15 protein-coding genes are annotated in these 15,706 nt (G+C 61.5%); 13 read left to right on the forward strand and 2 right to left on the reverse strand.

Features of this window, described 5'->3' with window-relative positions:
* The first annotated feature begins 26 nt into the window (after positions 1-26).
* The 10 genes from BM317_RS04250 to BM317_RS04290 all read left to right on the forward strand — a co-directional run bounded on the left by BM317_RS04250 (position 27) and on the right by BM317_RS04290 (position 11,835).
* Complete coding sequence (locus tag BM317_RS04250; RefSeq protein ID WP_092473192.1) at positions 27-848, forward strand: TIM barrel protein; 822 nt, start codon at positions 27-29, stop codon at positions 846-848.
* A 166-nt stretch (positions 849-1,014) separates the two neighbouring features.
* Positions 1,015-2,946 carry a 3D-(3,5/4)-trihydroxycyclohexane-1,2-dione acylhydrolase (decyclizing) gene (gene iolD / locus BM317_RS04255; protein ID WP_092473372.1) on the forward strand — a complete coding sequence of 644 codons (1,932 nt, stop codon included), beginning with the start codon at positions 1,015-1,017 and terminating at the stop codon, positions 2,944-2,946.
* Positions 2,947-2,979: 33 nt separating this feature from the next.
* Entirely contained in the window at positions 2,980-3,990 is a 1,011-nt protein-coding gene (locus BM317_RS04260; RefSeq protein ID WP_092171815.1) for a bifunctional inositol 2-dehydrogenase/D-chiro-inositol 1-dehydrogenase, read from the forward strand.
* Positions 3,991-4,129: 139 nt separating this feature from the next.
* Entirely contained in the window at positions 4,130-5,182 is a 1,053-nt protein-coding gene (locus BM317_RS04265) for a Gfo/Idh/MocA family protein (protein WP_092171810.1), read from the forward strand.
* A gap of 142 nt (positions 5,183-5,324) precedes the next feature.
* On the forward strand, positions 5,325-5,477 hold the full coding sequence (locus BM317_RS30685; RefSeq protein WP_170842345.1) for a hypothetical protein: 153 nt from the start codon (positions 5,325-5,327) through the stop codon (positions 5,475-5,477).
* A 51-nt stretch (positions 5,478-5,528) separates the two neighbouring features.
* Positions 5,529-6,455 (forward strand): sugar ABC transporter substrate-binding protein, encoded by a 927-nt coding sequence (locus tag BM317_RS04270; RefSeq protein ID WP_092171806.1) that lies wholly within the window; start codon positions 5,529-5,531, stop codon positions 6,453-6,455.
* Between the two features lie 74 nt (positions 6,456-6,529).
* On the forward strand, positions 6,530-8,083 hold the full coding sequence (locus BM317_RS04275) for a sugar ABC transporter ATP-binding protein (protein WP_072404897.1): 1,554 nt from the start codon (positions 6,530-6,532) through the stop codon (positions 8,081-8,083).
* 212 nt (positions 8,084-8,295) lie between these two features.
* Complete coding sequence (locus tag BM317_RS04280) at positions 8,296-9,318, forward strand: ABC transporter permease (RefSeq protein ID WP_060741741.1); 1,023 nt, start codon at positions 8,296-8,298, stop codon at positions 9,316-9,318.
* A gap of 328 nt (positions 9,319-9,646) precedes the next feature.
* Positions 9,647-10,051: a TraR/DksA family transcriptional regulator gene (locus BM317_RS04285; protein WP_003202859.1), complete on the forward strand. Its 405-nt coding sequence runs from the start codon at positions 9,647-9,649 to the stop codon at positions 10,049-10,051.
* 179 nt (positions 10,052-10,230) lie between these two features.
* Positions 10,231-11,835 carry a methyl-accepting chemotaxis protein gene (locus tag BM317_RS04290; protein WP_092473195.1) on the forward strand — a complete coding sequence of 535 codons (1,605 nt, stop codon included), beginning with the start codon at positions 10,231-10,233 and terminating at the stop codon, positions 11,833-11,835.
* Positions 11,836-12,020: 185 nt separating this feature from the next.
* On the opposite strand, the gene BM317_RS04295 is transcribed toward BM317_RS04290, so the two are convergent.
* Entirely contained in the window at positions 12,021-12,257 is a 237-nt protein-coding gene (locus BM317_RS04295) for a DUF2789 family protein (RefSeq protein ID WP_060741743.1), read from the reverse strand.
* Positions 12,258-12,344: 87 nt separating this feature from the next.
* Positions 12,345-12,575: a hypothetical protein gene (locus tag BM317_RS04300; RefSeq protein ID WP_060741744.1), complete on the reverse strand. Its 231-nt coding sequence runs from the start codon at positions 12,573-12,575 to the stop codon at positions 12,345-12,347.
* A 784-nt stretch (positions 12,576-13,359) separates the two neighbouring features.
* Between BM317_RS04300 and BM317_RS04310 the strand changes: the two genes are divergently transcribed.
* From BM317_RS04310 to BM317_RS04320, 3 genes are all read left to right on the forward strand, one after another.
* Positions 13,360-13,809: a hypothetical protein gene (locus BM317_RS04310; RefSeq protein WP_060741745.1), complete on the forward strand. Its 450-nt coding sequence runs from the start codon at positions 13,360-13,362 to the stop codon at positions 13,807-13,809.
* Between the two features lie 152 nt (positions 13,810-13,961).
* On the forward strand, positions 13,962-14,972 hold the full coding sequence (locus BM317_RS04315) for an ABC transporter substrate-binding protein (RefSeq protein ID WP_092473197.1): 1,011 nt from the start codon (positions 13,962-13,964) through the stop codon (positions 14,970-14,972).
* A gap of 138 nt (positions 14,973-15,110) precedes the next feature.
* On the forward strand, positions 15,111-15,548 hold the full coding sequence (locus BM317_RS04320) for a DUF3995 domain-containing protein (protein WP_072404887.1): 438 nt from the start codon (positions 15,111-15,113) through the stop codon (positions 15,546-15,548).
* Positions 15,549-15,706: the final 158 nt, after the last annotated feature.

Here is a 15,706-nt window from a genome sequence, read left to right on the forward strand (position 1 = left end):
TTACAAGTGCCGGAGGGAGAATAACAATGAACAAGCCCCTGCGTTTTGCCTTGAACCGAATGGTTGCACCGCGCCTGTCACTGCCCGAGTTCATCGACCTGGCGCTGGCGTTGAGAACCGATGCCATCGAGATCCGCAACGATCTGAAGGGTGTGGAGATCGAAGACGGCATGCCGCCCGGTCGGGTGCGCGAGTTATGTGAGGAAAGGGGCATCAAGGTGTTGTCGATCAATGCCCTTTACCCCTTCGACGTGTGGAACGAGGAGCGTCGGACCCAAGCGGTGAGGTTGGCCGACTACGCCCGCGAATGCGGCGCCGAAGGGCTGGTGATGTGCCCGCTCAATGACCGCGCCGACTCGCGCAGCGAAGCCGAGCGTGCCACAGGGCTGCGTACGGCCCTTAGCGAATTGGCGCCGATCCTGCGCGCCTTTGGCATCTACGGCTTCATCGAGCCTCTGGGTTTCGAAGAGTGCTCGCTGCGGCGCAAGCGCACGGCAGTGGACGCGATCCAGGCCATTGGCGGGCTGGATGTGTTCCGCCTGGTGCACGACACCTTTCACCATCATCTGGCAGGGGAGCAGGCGTTCTTTCCCGAACTGACCGGGCTGGTGCACATCTCCGGCGTCGAAGATGCCCAGGCCCCCTTGGCGACCATTCGTGACGGCCACCGGGTGCTGGTGGGTGCGGCTGACATTCTCGGCAATGCCGGGCAGATCGAGGCGTTGCGGGTCGGCGGGTACGAGGGCTACCTGTCCTTCGAACCGTTCGCCGAGAGCGTCCATGAACTGGCAGATATCCGCCAGGCGCTGGGGGCGAGCATGAATCACCTGCGCAATCCCCAGGCCTGACACGATTGTTGGTCTGGCGCAGACCCCACGTGGGAGCGGGCTTGCTCGCGAAGGCGGTGGCGCATTCAACATCGATTTCGCCTGGCACACCGCTTTCGCGAGCAAGCCCGCTCCCACAGGAGATTTGGGCCAGCCGCAAGATGTGCATTCCAAAAAAGGTGCAAGCATGACCACAACACGACTGACCATGGCCCAGGCCCTGGTGAAATTCCTCGATAACCAATACGTCGAGGTCGATGGCGTCCAGAGCAAGTTCGTCGCCGGGGTCTTTACCATTTTCGGCCATGGCAACGTGCTGGGCCTGGGCCAGGCGCTGGAGCAGGACAGCGGCGACCTGGTGGTCCATCAGGGCCGTAACGAACAGGGCATGGCTCACGCGGCCATCGGTTTTGCCAAGCAGCATCTGCGGCGCAAGATCTACGCCTGCAGCTCGTCGGTGGGCCCTGGTGCGGCGAATATGCTGACCGCCGCGGCCACCGCCACGGCCAATCGCATTCCGTTGCTGTTATTGCCCGGCGATGTCTATGCCAGTCGCCAGCCGGACCCGGTGCTGCAGCAGATCGAACAGTTCCACGACCTGAGCATCAGCACCAACGACGCCTTCAAGGCCGTGAGCAAATACTGGGACCGCATCAACCGCCCCGAGCAGTTGATGACCGCGGCGATCCAGGCCATGCGCGTGCTCACCGACCCGGCTGAAACCGGCGCGGTGACTCTGGCGCTGCCCCAGGACGTCCAGGCCGAAGCCTACGATTATCCGGACTACTTCCTGCAAAAACGCGTGCACCGCATCGACCGTCGCCCAGCCACCGAGGCAATGCTCGGCGACGCCCTGGCGCTGCTCAAGGGCAAGCGCCGACCGTTGATCATCTGTGGCGGCGGCGTGCGGTATTCCGGGGCCAATGCGGCGTTGCAGGCCTTCGCCGAGCGTTTCGACATTCCCTTCGCCGAGACACAGGCCGGCAAGAGCGCCGTGGTGTCCAGCCACCCGCTGAACGTCGGCGGCGTCGGTGAAACCGGTTGCCTGGCGGCGAACCTGCTGGCCAAGAAAGCCGACCTGATCATCGGCATCGGCACGCGCTACAGCGATTTCACCACCGGCTCCAAATGGTTGTTCCAGCAGCCGGACGTGCAGTTCCTCAACCTCAACATCAGCCCCTGCGACGCCTTGAAGCTCGACGGCGTGCAACTGCTGGCCGATGCCCGCTCGGGCCTGGAGTCACTGTCCGCCGCGCTGGGTGACTATCGCGCTGAATGGGGCGGGCAGACCGCCGACGCCAAGGCCCAGTTGGATGCCGAGGTCGATCGGATCTACCAGGCCGATTATCAAACCGAGGATTTCCTCCCGGAAATCGACGACCACATGGACCCGGCGGTGTTTCGCGAATTCATCGAACTCACCGGTTCCTGCCTGACCCAGAGCCGTGTGCTGGGCACCCTCAACGAAACCCTGGCCGACGATGCGATTATCGTCGCCGCCGCCGGCAGCTTGCCCGGCGACTTGCAGCGCGCCTGGCGCAGCAAGGGGGTGAACACCTATCACGTCGAGTACGGCTATTCGTGCATGGGCTATGAGGTGAACGCGGCCTTGGGTGTGAAGCTCGCCGAGCCCGATAAAGAGGTGTACGCCCTGGTGGGTGATGGCTCCTACATGATGCTGCACTCGGAACTGGCGACCTCGATCCAGGAGCGCCGCAAGATCAACGTGGTGCTGCTGGACAACATGGCCTTCGGCTGCATCAACAATTTGCAGATGGGAAATGGCATGGACAGCTTCGGCACCGAATTTCGTTTCCGCAACCCGGACACCGGCAAGCTCGACGGTGACTTCGTGCCGGTGGACTTCGCCATGAACGCTGCGGCCTACGGCTGCAAGACCTACAAGGCGACGACCCTGGAGGAGCTGCGCGCGGCCCTGGCGGATGCGCGGCGCCAGACGGTCTCCACCTTGATCGATATCAAGGTCCTGCCCAAGACCATGATTCACAGCTACCTGTCGTGGTGGCGTGTGGGCGTGGCGCAAGTCTCCACCAGCGCCCGCACCGATGCCGTCGCCAAGACCCTCAACGAACGACTGGCCAAGGCCCGTCAATACTGATTGCCCCAACCCCCCCTACGAAAGGAGTTCTACATGTCTTTGAAGCTGGGCGTCATCGGCACCGGGGCCATCGGCCAGGACCATATTCGTCGTTGCAGCCAGACCTTGCTCAACAGCCAGGTGGTGGCGGTGACTGACATCAACCTGCAACAAGCGGCCAATGTCGTTGCCGATCTCAAGCTGACCGCCGAGGTCTACCCCGACGGTCATGCGCTGATCAAGGCGCCGGACGTGGAGGCGATCCTTGTCACCTCCTGGGGCCCGAGCCATGAAGAATTCGTGCTGGCGGCGATTGCAGCGGGCAAACCGGTGTTCTGCGAAAAGCCCCTGGCGGTCACGGCTGAAGGTTGCCGCAAGATCGTCGACGCCGAAGTGGCCCATGGCAAGCGCCTGGTGCAGGTCGGTTTCATGCGGCCCTACGATGAAGGCTATCGCGCGCTCAAGGCGGTGATCGACAGCGGCCAGATCGGTGAGCCGCTGATGCTGCACTGCGCCCACCGTAACCCGCGCGTGGGCGAGAACTACAAGACCGACATGGCGATCACCGACACCCTGATCCACGAGCTGGATGTGTTGCGCTGGTTGCTGGCCGATGACTACGTGTCGGTGCAGGTGGTGTTCCCACGCAAGACCAGCAAGGCCCTGGCTCACTTGCGGGACCCGCAGATCGTCCTGTTGGAAACCGCCCGGGGCACGCGCATCGACGTCGAGGTGTTCGTCAATTGCCAGTACGGCTATGACATCCAGTGCGAAGTGGTGGGAGAGACCGGCATCGCCAAGCTGCCGGAACCGTCCCAGGTGCAACTGCGTAGCGGCGCCAAGCTGTCCAATGCGATCCTGATGGATTGGAAAGACCGCTTCATCGCCGCTTATGACGTCGAGTTGCAGGCCTTCATCGACGGCGTGCGCGCCGGGCAAGTGGGCGGGCCCTCGGCCTGGGATGGGTTTGCCGCGGCGGTGGCGGCGGATGCCTGTGTCGAAGCGCAGCAGAGCGGGCAGATCGTCAAGGTCGAGCTGCCCGAGCGCCCACCCTTCTATGGCTAACCCGCAATCCCTTGTGGGAGCGGGCTTGCTCGCGAAGGCAGAGTGTCAGTCGACATCAATGTTGAATGTACCGCCGTCTTCGCGAGCAAGCCCGCTCCCACAGGGATTGCATTCATTCAGTGATTAACAAGGAGTTTTCATGCGAATCGGGCTAGTCGGCTACGGCAAGGGTGGGCGGTTCTTTCACGCGCCGCTGATCAGCAGCTTGCCGGGGGCTACGTTCGTCGGCGTGGTGACCCGGTCCGTCGAGCGACGCCAGCAGTTGGCGAGTGATTACCCACACGTCCAGGCTTTTGACACCCTCGCCGAACTGGTGGCGGCGGGCATCGATGCGGTGGTGGTGTCCACGCCTTTGGACGGCCGCCCGGCCGTGGTGATGGAAGCCATTGAACGTGGCGTGGCCGTGGTCAGCGACAAACCGTTTGCCCGCGATGCCGCCGAGGCTGAAGCGATGGTGGTGGCGGCCGAGCGGTGCAATGTGCCGCTCTGTGTGTACCAGAACCGTCGCTGGGATTCGGATTTCCTGACCCTGCGCAAGCTGCTGGCATCCGGCGCCTTGGGCCAGGTCATTCGTTTTGAATCCAGTGTCGAGCGCTATTCGCCAACGTCGGTGGGGAAAGGTAGCGGTGGCGGATTCCTGCGCGATCTCGGCAGCCATCTGGTGGACCAGGCGCTGCAATTGTTCGGGCCAGTGACCAGGGTCTACGCCGAGCTGGACTACCGTCAGCCAGGCCAGGTGTTCGACAACGGCTTCTTCATGTCCTTGACCCATGCCAGCGGCGTGATCTCTCACCTGAGCGGCAATTGCGTGCAAAACGCTCCGCGCCCACGTTTCCGGGTCAACGGCACCCAGGGCTGCTACACCGTCGACGGCTTGGACGGGCAGGAGGCCCAGGCATTGGCCGGGTTGAGCCCGGCGACCGAGGGCGAGCGCTGGGGGGCTGAGGAACATCGGCGCTGGGGCTGGTTCGAACATGGCACCGAGCGCGAGCGAGTGACCTCGGAACGTGGCTGCTGGCTGGCGTTCTACCAACACCTGCAAACCGCGTTCCAGGGCACTAGCCCGCTGCCCGTGGAGGCCCGTGATGCGCTGGCGACCACCCGCATCCTCGACGCTGCCAGGCAGAGTGCCGGGCAGGGCGAAGTGGTGCGGTTGTCCACGCCGGTGGGTCATGGAATAAAAAACGAATAAAATTCTAAAACAGGTTGATATGGAAAATATTTTCCAATAAAGTCGATTCCAGGTTACCGACAATCCTGTTTGTCTTCCGCCAAGCCAGTCTTGAACGGACGACAGACGAAACAAAAACAAGAAACACAGCTAGGTACCGTCGATGAAAACCTTCAGCCGCTCTGCGTTTCACCTGCCACGTCTACTGCGTCTGTCCGCAGTCTTTCCCTTGTTCGAATCCCTGTGTATCCAGCGCAACGGCGCCGTGGTCTGTTGCATGCCCGGCGCGCCCATCGTGCGTTTGCCCCGTTCCTGATCCGCTACGCCTTATCCATAAAACCAACAAAAAAGTGGAGAAAGACCGTTCATGAAGACCAAGACCCGTATCGCCTCGCTGGCCCTGTCGTTGATGCTCACCAGCGGCGCTGCCCTGGCGGACCTGAAGATCGGCGTCAGCATGTCCCAGTTCGATGACACCTGGTTGACCTACCTGCGCGAATCCATGGACAAGAAAGCCAAGTCCCTGCCGGACGGCGTCACCCTGCAGTTCGAGGACGCCCGCAGCGATGTGGTCAAGCAGTTGAGCCAGGTGGAAAGCTTCATCAGCCAGAAGGTCGATGCGCTCATCGTCAACCCGGTGGACACCGCCGCGACCCAGCGCATCACCAAGGCCGCCGTGGCGGCCGGCATCCCGCTGGTGTACGTCAACCGCCGCCCGGACGAACCGAAGTTACCGGAAGGAGTGGTCACCGTGGCCTCCGACGACCTGGAAGCCGGGCGCATGCAGATGCAGTACCTGGCTGAGAAGATGGGTGGCAAGGGCAACATCGTGATCCTGCTGGGTGACCTGGCCAACAACTCCACCACCAACCGCACCAAGGGCGTCAAGGATGTGCTGGCCAAGTACCCGGGCATCAAGATCGAACAGGAACAGACCGGCACCTGGTTGCGCGACAAGGGCATGACCCTGGTCAACGACTGGCTGACCCAGGGACGCGAGTTCCAGGCGGTGGTGGCCAACAACGACGAGATGGCCATCGGCGCCGCCATGGCACTCAAGCAAGTGGGCACTAAGCCGGGCACGGTATTGATTGCCGGGGTCGATGGCACGCCGGACGGTTTGAACGCGATCAAGAAAGGCGAAATGGCGGTCTCGGTGTTCCAGGACGCCAAGGGCCAGGCCGATGGCTCGATCGACACGGCGGTGAAAATGGTCAAGAAGCAGCCGGTCGAGCAGGCCGTCTGGGTGCCGTACCGCCTGATCACGCCGGAAAACGTCGATCAGTTCAAGTGACGTTCAACCCGGTCCCACCACAATAATAAGCAGGCAAGGTTGCAACGCCGACCTTGCCGAGGGAGTACCTGATCATGTTCGCTTCAGCGACTGCTTCGAGCGCCCCGGCCATGACTTTCCAGCCGGATGTATCACTTGATGAGCCGTACCTGCTGGAAGTCGTCAATGTCAGCAAGGGCTTTCCCGGTGTGGTGGCCCTGTCCGATGTTCAATTGCGGGTACGCCCCGGTTCCGTGCTGGCCCTGATGGGCGAGAACGGTGCGGGCAAATCCACCTTGATGAAGATCATCGCCGGCATCTACCAGCCCGACGCCGGTGAGCTGCGCCTGCGCGGCAAGCCTGTGAGGTTCGACACGCCGCTGGCGGCGTTGCAGGCCGGCATCGCGATGATCCATCAGGAACTGAACCTGATGCCCCACATGAGCATCGCCGAAAACATCTGGATCGGCCGCGAGCAGCTCAACGGCCTGCACATGGTCGACCATGGCGAGATGCACCGTTGCACCGCCCGGCTGCTGGAGCGCCTGCGCATCAAGCTCGATCCCGAGGAGCAGGTGGGCAACCTGAGCATCGCCGAGCGGCAGATGGTGGAGATTGCCAAGGCCGTCTCGTATGACTCCGACATCCTGATCATGGACGAGCCGACCTCGGCCATCACCGAGACCGAAGTCGCCCACCTGTTCTCGATCATTGCCGACCTCAAGTCCCAGGGTAAGGGCATTATCTACATCACCCATAAGATGAACGAAGTGTTCGCCATCGCCGATGAAGTGGCGGTGTTTCGCGACGGTGCCTACATCGGCCTGCAACGGGCCGACAGCATGGATGGCGATAGCCTGATTTCGATGATGGTCGGGCGTGAATTGAGCCAGTTGTTCCCGGTGCGGGAGCAACCCATCGGTGAGTTGGTGCTGTCGGTGCGCGACCTGAGCCTGGACGGCATTTTCAAAGGCGTGTCCTTCGACCTGCATGCCGGGGAGATCCTGGGCATCGCCGGGTTGATGGGCTCGGGCCGGACCAACGTGGCCGAGGCGATTTTCGGCGTAACCCCGAGCACTGGCGGCGAGATCCGGCTGGACGGCCAACCCGTGCGCATCAGCGACCCGCACATGGCCATCGAGAAGGGCTTCGCGCTGTTGACCGAGGACCGCAAGCTCAGCGGCCTGTTCCCGTGCCTGTCGGTGCTGGAGAACATGGAGATGGCGGTGCTGCCCCATTACGTCGGCAACGGTTTCATCCAGCAGAAAGCCCTGCGCGCCTTGTGTGAGGACATGTGCAAGAAGCTGCGGGTCAAGACCCCGTCGCTGGAACAGTGCATCGACACCTTGTCCGGCGGCAACCAGCAGAAAGCGCTGCTGGCGCGCTGGCTGATGACCAACCCGCGCATCCTGATTCTCGACGAGCCGACCCGCGGCATCGATGTGGGCGCCAAGGCCGAGATCTATCGGCTGATTTCCTACCTCGCCAGCGAAGGCATGGCGGTGATCATGATTTCCTCGGAACTGCCGGAAGTATTGGGCATGAGCGACCGGGTCATGGTGATGCACGAAGGTGACCTGATGGGCACCCTCGACCGCAGCGAAGCGACCCAGGAACGAGTGATGCAACTGGCTTCGGGGCTGTCCTGATAAATAGGAACTCGCCACTGTAGGAACGGCTGTAGAGCTGCTGTAGGAGCTGCCGAAGGCTGCGATCTTTTGATCTTTTGATCTTTTGATCTTTCGCTTGAGATTCAAGTGTCTGGGGAAAGATCGCAGCCTCGTTGCACTCGACAGCTCCTACCAGCTCCTACCAGCTCCTACGCCCGGCGGGAGCGAACAGATAAAAAAGGTGAATGGCTATGAACGCGATACTGGAAAACAAACCTGCGGCAGCACCGACCAGGTCCCGGCGGCGCCTGCCGACGGAACTGAGCATCTTCCTGGTGCTGATCGGCATCGGCCTGGTGTTCGAAATGTTCGGCTGGATCATGCGTGACCAGAGTTTCCTGATGAACTCCCAGCGCCTGGTGTTGATGATCCTGCAAGTGTCGATCATCGGCCTGCTGGCCATCGGCGTGACCCAGGTGATCATCACCACCGGTATCGACTTGTCGTCCGGCTCGGTGCTGGCGCTGTCGGCCATGATCGCCGCCAGCCTGGCCCAGACCTCGGACTTCGCCCGGGCGGTGTTTCCCTCGCTGACGGATTTGCCGGTGTGGATCCCGGTGGTGGCGGGGCTCGGGGTGGGGCTGCTGGCCGGGGCGATCAACGGTAGCATCATTGCCATTACCGGCATCCCGCCGTTCATTGCCACCCTCGGCATGATGGTCTCGGCCCGTGGCCTGGCGCGCTACTACACCGAAGGCCAGCCGGTGAGCATGTTGTCCGATTCGTACACCGCCATCGGCCATGGCGCCATGCCGGTGATCATCTTCCTGGTGGTGGCGGTGATCTTCCACATCGCCCTGCGCTACACCAAGTACGGCAAGTACACCTACGCCATTGGCGGCAACATGCAGGCGGCGCGGACCTCGGGCATCAACGTCAAGCGCCACCTGGTGATCGTCTACAGCATTGCCGGGTTGCTGGCGGGCTTGGCCGGTGTGGTGGCTTCGGCGCGAGCGGCGACCGGGCAGGCGGGCATGGGCATGTCCTATGAGCTGGACGCGATTGCGGCGGCGGTGATCGGCGGCACCAGCCTGGCGGGCGGGGTGGGGCGCATCACCGGGACCGTGATCGGGGCGCTGATCCTCGGGGTGATGGCCAGCGGCTTTACCTTCGTCGGCGTCGATGCCTATATCCAGGACATCATCAAGGGCTTGATCATCGTGGTGGCGGTGGTCATCGATCAGTACCGCAACAAGCGCAAACTCAAGCGCTGAATCCCCTGAGGTTGCGACAAAGCGCCACGCCTGACCCGCGTGGCGTTGCCATTTGTCTTCTTAATACAGCTATTGCAGCGAATTTCTTGTTATAAACGCACTCCGATGACTGCCAAAAGCCTGTCAGAGAACATTTGAGGGGGTTGTCGGACATTTTCCCTATGTTTTCAGTTGCTGAGGCCTCGACTCGGCCTTAGACTGCCGCCCCTCGTAAATTGAGTGCCGGGTGGCGCTTGGAATAGACGGCGCCTTTCCCGATGAGCGTGGCAGCTGCGCTGCGGGACGCTCCATAATTCGCCTTAATGCACGTTTTTTTATAGAGAAATCAATGACAAAGGAAAAGTTGCTGGCCATGCCGGCGGATGACTACATGAATGCCGAGCAGCTGGCTTTCTTCACCAAGCTGTTGCAGAACATGAAGGTCGAAACCCACGAGCGCATCGAACAGAACCGAATCGCCATTGAGAGCCTGGACACCCCGGCCGACCCGGCGGACGCTGCTTCCGTAGAAGAAGAGCGTACCTGGCTGGTCAACGCCATCGATCGCGATCAGCGCATGCTGCCTCAACTGGAGCAGGCGCTGGACCGTATCAACGACGACAGCTTCGGCTGGTGCGACGACAGCGGCGAGCCGATCGGCCTCAAGCGCCTGCTGATCAGCCCGACCACCAAGTACTGCATCGAAGCCCAGGAACGTCACGAACAGATCGACAAGCACCAGCGTCAGGCCTGATTCGCGTTTTCCGAAAAAAGATCGCGACCTTTTGACGAAGGCCGCGATCTTTTGCTTTCGCCCGTGGCTGTTCGTCTACTTCCGTTGACCTGCTGCAAGAACACGACTAATGGACCATGGATAATGGCTCGGTAGTGGCGTTTAATGCGGTCATAACAACGAGAGTGTGGGTGACGAACATGGCGACAGACGGAACGCTGGCGGGTGCGGTGCCGGCCTCGGAACCTGTGACAAAAGGCGCGGCGCGCTGGCTGACGCCGACCTTGCAGAGCCTCGCCCTGGCCTTGCTGCTGTGCGGCATGGCCCTGGGCGGCTGGTCGCTGTACCTGGGGCTGCCGCTGGTCATGCTCATCGTCTGGTTGCCGCGCCTGCGTTCGCGCGTGGCCGCGGCACCCGCCGCCACGACCGACACATTGGCCGAGCTGACCCGCGACCTGTCCTACACCACCAGCCATAACGCCCTGTCGGCGGCCGGCGTCGCCTATTCGGTCAGGCAACTGGCCGGCAAGGTCCAGTCGCAACTCGATGCGGCGGCGCAAATCGTCAGCAATGCCGAATCGATGATCGCCACCGAACAGGCCACTTCGCAACTCAGCCAGCAAGCCCTGGGCGCCGCCAGCGAGGCCCATCGCAGCAGCGTGGCCGGGCGCAGTGAACTGGTGGAGTCCATCAGCCGCATGCACCAGCTCAGCCAGCGCGCCAACGACAGTCGCGAGTTGATCGAGGCCTTGAGCGTGCGCAGCGATGAAATCCAGCGGGTCAGCCTGGTGATCCAGTCGATCGCCAGCCAGACCAACCTGCTGGCACTGAACGCGGCCATCGAAGCGGCACGGGCCGGTGAGCATGGCCGCGGGTTCGCAGTGGTGGCCGATGAGGTGCGCGGGCTGGCCGGGCGCACCGCCGCGGCGACCGGCGAAGTCGGGGTGATGGTGGCCGACATCCAGCAGCGCACGACCCAGGTGGTGGAGCAGATCCGTCAATTGGCCGCTGACCTGGACAGCGGCGTGCAGCAGGTGGAGCACACCGGCCAGCATCTGGAAAACATTGCCAGGCTTGCAGAAGGGGTCGAGACCCAGGTCAGCGCCATCGCCCAGGGCACCGACACCAACCGCGAACAACTCGACAGCCTGTTCCACGCCATCGAGCAGATGCGCAGCGACCTGTCCATCAGCGACCAGCAGACCCAGCGCCTGGCCGAGGCGGCGGTGCAGATGGAAGGCCAGGCCGAAACCATCAGCGAACGCCTGGCCGAGGTGGGGCTCGACGATTATCACCAGCGGGTATACGACCTGGCGCGGGAAGGGGCGAGCCAGATCGCCGCGCAGTTCGAGGCGGACATCGACGAGGGCCGTGTCAGCCTGGAGGATCTGTTCGACCGTAATTACCAGCCGATCCCCAATACCCAACCGGCCAAGTTCCAGACCCGTTTCGACCGTTACACCGACCAGGTCCTGCCGGGGATCCAAGAGCCCTTGCTCGCCCGCCACGAGGGCCTGGTGTTTGCGATTGCCTGCACCCAGCAGGGCTACGTGCCGACCCATAACAAGGTGTTCAGCCAGCCACTGACCGGCGATCCCCAGGTGGACACGCTGAATAATCGCACCAAGCGCAAGTTCTCCGATCGCACCGGGATCCGCTGCGGCAGCCACCAACAGCCCGTATTGCTCCAGACCTACACCCGCGACACGGGAGAACTGATGCACGATCTCTCCGTGCCGATCATGCTCAAGGGGCGTCACTGGGGTGGTTTGCGGTTGGGTTACAAACCTGAGAAGCCGCGTTAGGCCGGAACGGCATCGATGTGGCAGGACGCCTTTGTGGCGAGGGGATTTATCCCCGTTGGGTTGCGCAGCAACCCCAAGCTGCAACTCCATTCATACTGACACCCCGCACCCTCAGGCTTCAGGGCTGCTGCGCAGCCCAGCGGGGATAAATCCCCTCGCCACAGGGTTCAATGCAGCTTGGTTGATTATTTACCGTCGTGCAGCCGCACATTCAGTTGATCCACCAGCACCGCCTCTTCGCCGTCGGCCAGCAGCCATTCGCGCAGCAGGTCTTTTTGCTGGTCCGACCAGAAGTCGGCCTCCACCAGCTTGATCTCCGGAGCCAATGGGTGTGCGACGATGAAATCGTCGATGGCGTTGCCGTCCGAGGGCAGGCCGAGTTGGTCGAACAGGGTGCTGAGTTCGTGGGAAGGTTGTTCCATGGAGGTCTCCTTTGGGTGGGACGCCGTCATGGCGCCTCGGTGCTTACCTTTATCTGAGGCAAGCGGTCATCAGGAGTTCGATTGGAATCAGGCTTTCAAGGCCCCTTCATCCACGGCGGCCTTCAACGCCCTGGCTGCTTCCCTGGCCGCCTCGGCCGCGAGCTGCGAAGTCTTGAACCAGCGATCCTTTTCCACCTGGTGGCAACTGACGGTGGTCAACGGTGGCTTGGCACGCATCACGATGACGGCCTGGAACTCGCCTTCGACTTCTCTGGCTTCGCCCCGGATAAAAAACTCGCCAATATCAAATTCCGTCACGTCGCGCCTTCTCCTCGAAACCATTATGGGTGCGCGATCCGCCGATTTACGACGGTCTTCGCTGGGCGGGCAGTATGGCAGCAGTTGCCTGTCGGCGGCTGAGTTAAGTCATGGACGGGCACATATGCGTTTCAGGCGCTGTTTTCGAGGCGCCTGGCCAGGTAGCAAGCCTCGTTATGGTCGGTGCGGAATCCTCTTACACGTCCAGTCGATGTTTCTTCAATGTGAAAAAAACACTTGCCGGCCAAGACGACCCGATAACGCGGTTGAATCAACGAAATTGGCAGGCAATCGGCTCCGTCAGGGCTGTTGGCTGGTTCAACGATGCATGGGGCGTGGGTGGTGAAAGTGGCCATTGTGAATTCCTTTTCATGGTTTACCGACGAATTGTCGGGTACTTCGAGTAGTCTCCACGCCTTCGGCTACTCTAGAATCGGCAGCGTCGTGTGGACGGTTGCGCCTATCTAAAGCAATTTTTTTTGGGCTCGATGTCAGAAAAATGCTTTTTTAAGTGAGAAATTTCCCTAAAGTTAGTAGTCCCATCTTTTCCGATGCTCAGAGTGGTGTTTTCCTTCAGCCTCTGGCGACCCCCCGGGAAAGACGGCGAGAGCGGCAACCTTTAGTCTGCTCTCGGCCCGGGACAGGGGCGCGCCGTTCATTTCGAATTTCAGTGACAGGTCCATTACGACACTACAGTCGGTACGGGTTCTCGTGGTCCGTCCTTTGCGCAGGGCGGGTCTTTTTCAAAAATGGGGATGTTTCCTTGGCAGTAAGTAATCTCGACATGCATGCGTTGTTTGTACTTGGTGACCTGCGGGCAAAACTGGTCAAACAATTCCAGTCACGTTTCGTCTACATCACCGAGCAGACCGCCGAAGGTATTTATGTCGCCGAAATCGACACCGAGTCGGCCCTGGTGGTGGATGACAAGCCCAGGCTTGAACTCAAGGTGGGGGATCATTTTCGTGCGGCGGTATTGCCCAGTCGCGAAGGTGGCAAGTTTGAAATCCGCTTTCGCGAAATCAAGCTGACGGTCTATGGCCTGGGCGATTACGCGTTCGTCACGACCCCCGGTGGTCATGCCATCCTGTTCAAGGAAGGCCACAGCGTGGTGACCGTGTTTGCGGCCAACGAACAGTTGCAGGAAGGCTTGACCAAGACCTTGAAGGCGGTGACCGCCAAGGCCGCCAAGTGGCGCAAGGGCGAGCTGGTGACTTTCAAGGCCAGCGAGTGACCGTTTCCCAGCCTGTGCGCCCACACCACTGACAGTTTCGCAAGAACTCGCTGGAACCTCGGCTACAGTCAATTGACTGAACTATTCAGGGGCTTGCGTTCGGTTACGCAGGGCCGTTCAGCTATTGCGGTATCTGGCATGAGGTGCAAAGCATGAAACGAGTTCGACAGTGGCTGGCTGCCTGGGCCACCTTCGCTGTGTTGGTTTCACCCCTTCCGGTGTCGGCCGCCAACGCGCCGATCCACTTTGCCGACTTGAATTGGGAAAGTGGCAGCCTGATCACCGATATCCTGCGAGTCATCGTGGAAAAGGGCTATGGATTGCAGACCGATACATTGCCCGGCACCACCATTACCCTGGAAACCGCCCTGGCCAATAACGACATACAGGTGATCGGCGAAGAATGGGCCGGCCGCAGCCCCGTGTGGGTCAAGGCCGAGGCCGAGGGCAAGGTGGTCGCCTTGGGCGATACGGTCAAAGGCGCGACCGAAGGTTGGTGGGTACCCGAGTACGTCATCAAGGGCGACCCGGCCAAGGGCATCAAGCCCCTGGCGCCGGACCTGCGCAGCGTCGAAGACCTGGCGCGCTACAAGCACGTGTTCAAGGACCCGGAGAGCCCCGACAAGGGCCGCTTCCTCAACAGCCCCATCGGCTGGACCTCCGAGGTGGTCAACAAACAGAAGCTCAAGGCGTATGGCTTGTCTGACAGCTACGTGAATTTTCGCAGCGGCTCGGGGGCGGCGCTGGATGCGGAAATCAGCTCGACGATCCGTCGGGGCAAGCCGATCCTGTTTTACTACTGGTCGCCCACGCCGCTGCTCGGGCGCTTCAAGCTGGTGCAACTGCAAGAACCGCCGTTCGATGCCGAGGCCTGGAAGACCCTGACCGACGCCGATAACCCCAACCCGAAACCGACCCGCTCCCTGGCCTCGAAACTGTCGATCGGTGTCTCGGTGCCATTCCAGAAGCAGTATCCGGAGATTGCCGTGTTCTTCAGCAAGGTCGACTTGCCCATCGAGCCGTTGAACAAGGCCCTGGCCGACATGAGCGAGAAACGCACGCCACCCCGTGAAGCCGCCGAGGCGTTCCTCAAGGCTCATCCTGAGGTCTGGCAAGCCTGGTTGCCCAAGGAGGTCGCCGACAAGGTTTCCGCCGGTCTGTAAGGGGCGCGCGTGCCAGCGGGTTGAACGCTTGATCCTGGGCAATGAATCATTCACTGGAAACTGGCAACCTGCGCCCGTCCAGCGAAATGCCAAATTCGAGCTAGGATGATTGTTCAACCTTTTTCAGGAGGCTGGCGAATGACGCTTTTATTGGCTCGGTCGCTGGTCGCAGTGTTTGCGACCATCAGCTTGATTCATTTGTATTGGGCCCTGGGTGGGCGATGGGCGGCCCTGGCGGTGGTGCCCCAGGTGCCGGTAAGGCAGGGGGAGGCGCTGCGACCGGCGTTCGATCCCTCGGGCTGGCTGACGTTGCTGGTCGCCCTGGCACTGCTGATGATTGCGCTGCTGGTGTGCCTGCGGGTCGGCCTGCTGGCCCAGCCGGTCACTCATCGGGCGTTGCAGTGGCTGATCAGCGCGATCGCCTTGCTGATGTTCGCCCGGGCCATTGGCGAGTCGAACCTGGTGGGCTTCTTCAAGGAGGTCAAGGGCTCGACATTCGCCAGGCTCGACACCTGGGTTTATTCGCCGTTGTGCGTGGTGCTTGGGGCCGGGTTGTTGACGGTGGCGTGGGCCTGAACGGCAGTGCGGTGCAAATGGGTTTGAGTGATGCGGTGGTTTGTGGCGAGGGGATTTATCCCCGCTGGGCTGCGAAGCGGCCCCAAATTTTTGTATTTGAATCGAGAGTCTGGCGAGCGCTGCGCACTCGAGCGGGGATAAATCCCCTCGCCACAACT

The sequence above is a fragment of the Pseudomonas sp. NFACC24-1 genome, assembly GCF_900115235.1.
GTDB classification, from domain to species: domain Bacteria; phylum Pseudomonadota; class Gammaproteobacteria; order Pseudomonadales; family Pseudomonadaceae; genus Aquipseudomonas; species Aquipseudomonas fluorescens_AA.

Bases quoted from the DNA above. Each gene is read 5' to 3' on its own strand.
- BM317_RS04250 (WP_092473192.1), top strand. From the start codon at position 27: ATGAACAAGCCCCTGCGTTTTGCCTTGAACCGAATGGTTGCACCGCGC.
- BM317_RS04265 (WP_092171810.1), top strand. From the start codon at position 4,130: ATGCGAATCGGGCTAGTCGGCTACGGCAAGGGTGGGCGGTTCTTTCAC.
- BM317_RS04270 (WP_092171806.1), top strand. From the start codon at position 5,529: ATGAAGACCAAGACCCGTATCGCCTCGCTGGCCCTGTCGTTGATGCTC.
- BM317_RS04285 (WP_003202859.1), top strand. From the start codon at position 9,647: ATGACAAAGGAAAAGTTGCTGGCCATGCCGGCGGATGACTACATGAAT.
- iolD (WP_092473372.1), top strand. From the start codon at position 1,015: ATGACCACAACACGACTGACCATGGCCCAGGCCCTGGTGAAATTCCTC.
- BM317_RS30685 (WP_170842345.1), top strand. From the start codon at position 5,325: ATGAAAACCTTCAGCCGCTCTGCGTTTCACCTGCCACGTCTACTGCGT.
- BM317_RS04290 (WP_092473195.1), top strand. From the start codon at position 10,231: ATGGCGACAGACGGAACGCTGGCGGGTGCGGTGCCGGCCTCGGAACCT.
- BM317_RS04295 (WP_060741743.1), bottom strand. From the start codon at position 12,257: ATGGAACAACCTTCCCACGAACTCAGCACCCTGTTCGACCAACTCGGC.
- BM317_RS04310 (WP_060741745.1), top strand. From the start codon at position 13,360: ATGCATGCGTTGTTTGTACTTGGTGACCTGCGGGCAAAACTGGTCAAA.
- BM317_RS04280 (WP_060741741.1), top strand. From the start codon at position 8,296: ATGAACGCGATACTGGAAAACAAACCTGCGGCAGCACCGACCAGGTCC.
- BM317_RS04275 (WP_072404897.1), top strand. From the start codon at position 6,530: ATGTTCGCTTCAGCGACTGCTTCGAGCGCCCCGGCCATGACTTTCCAG.
- BM317_RS04320 (WP_072404887.1), top strand. From the start codon at position 15,111: ATGACGCTTTTATTGGCTCGGTCGCTGGTCGCAGTGTTTGCGACCATC.
- BM317_RS04315 (WP_092473197.1), top strand. From the start codon at position 13,962: ATGAAACGAGTTCGACAGTGGCTGGCTGCCTGGGCCACCTTCGCTGTG.
- BM317_RS04260 (WP_092171815.1), top strand. From the start codon at position 2,980: ATGTCTTTGAAGCTGGGCGTCATCGGCACCGGGGCCATCGGCCAGGAC.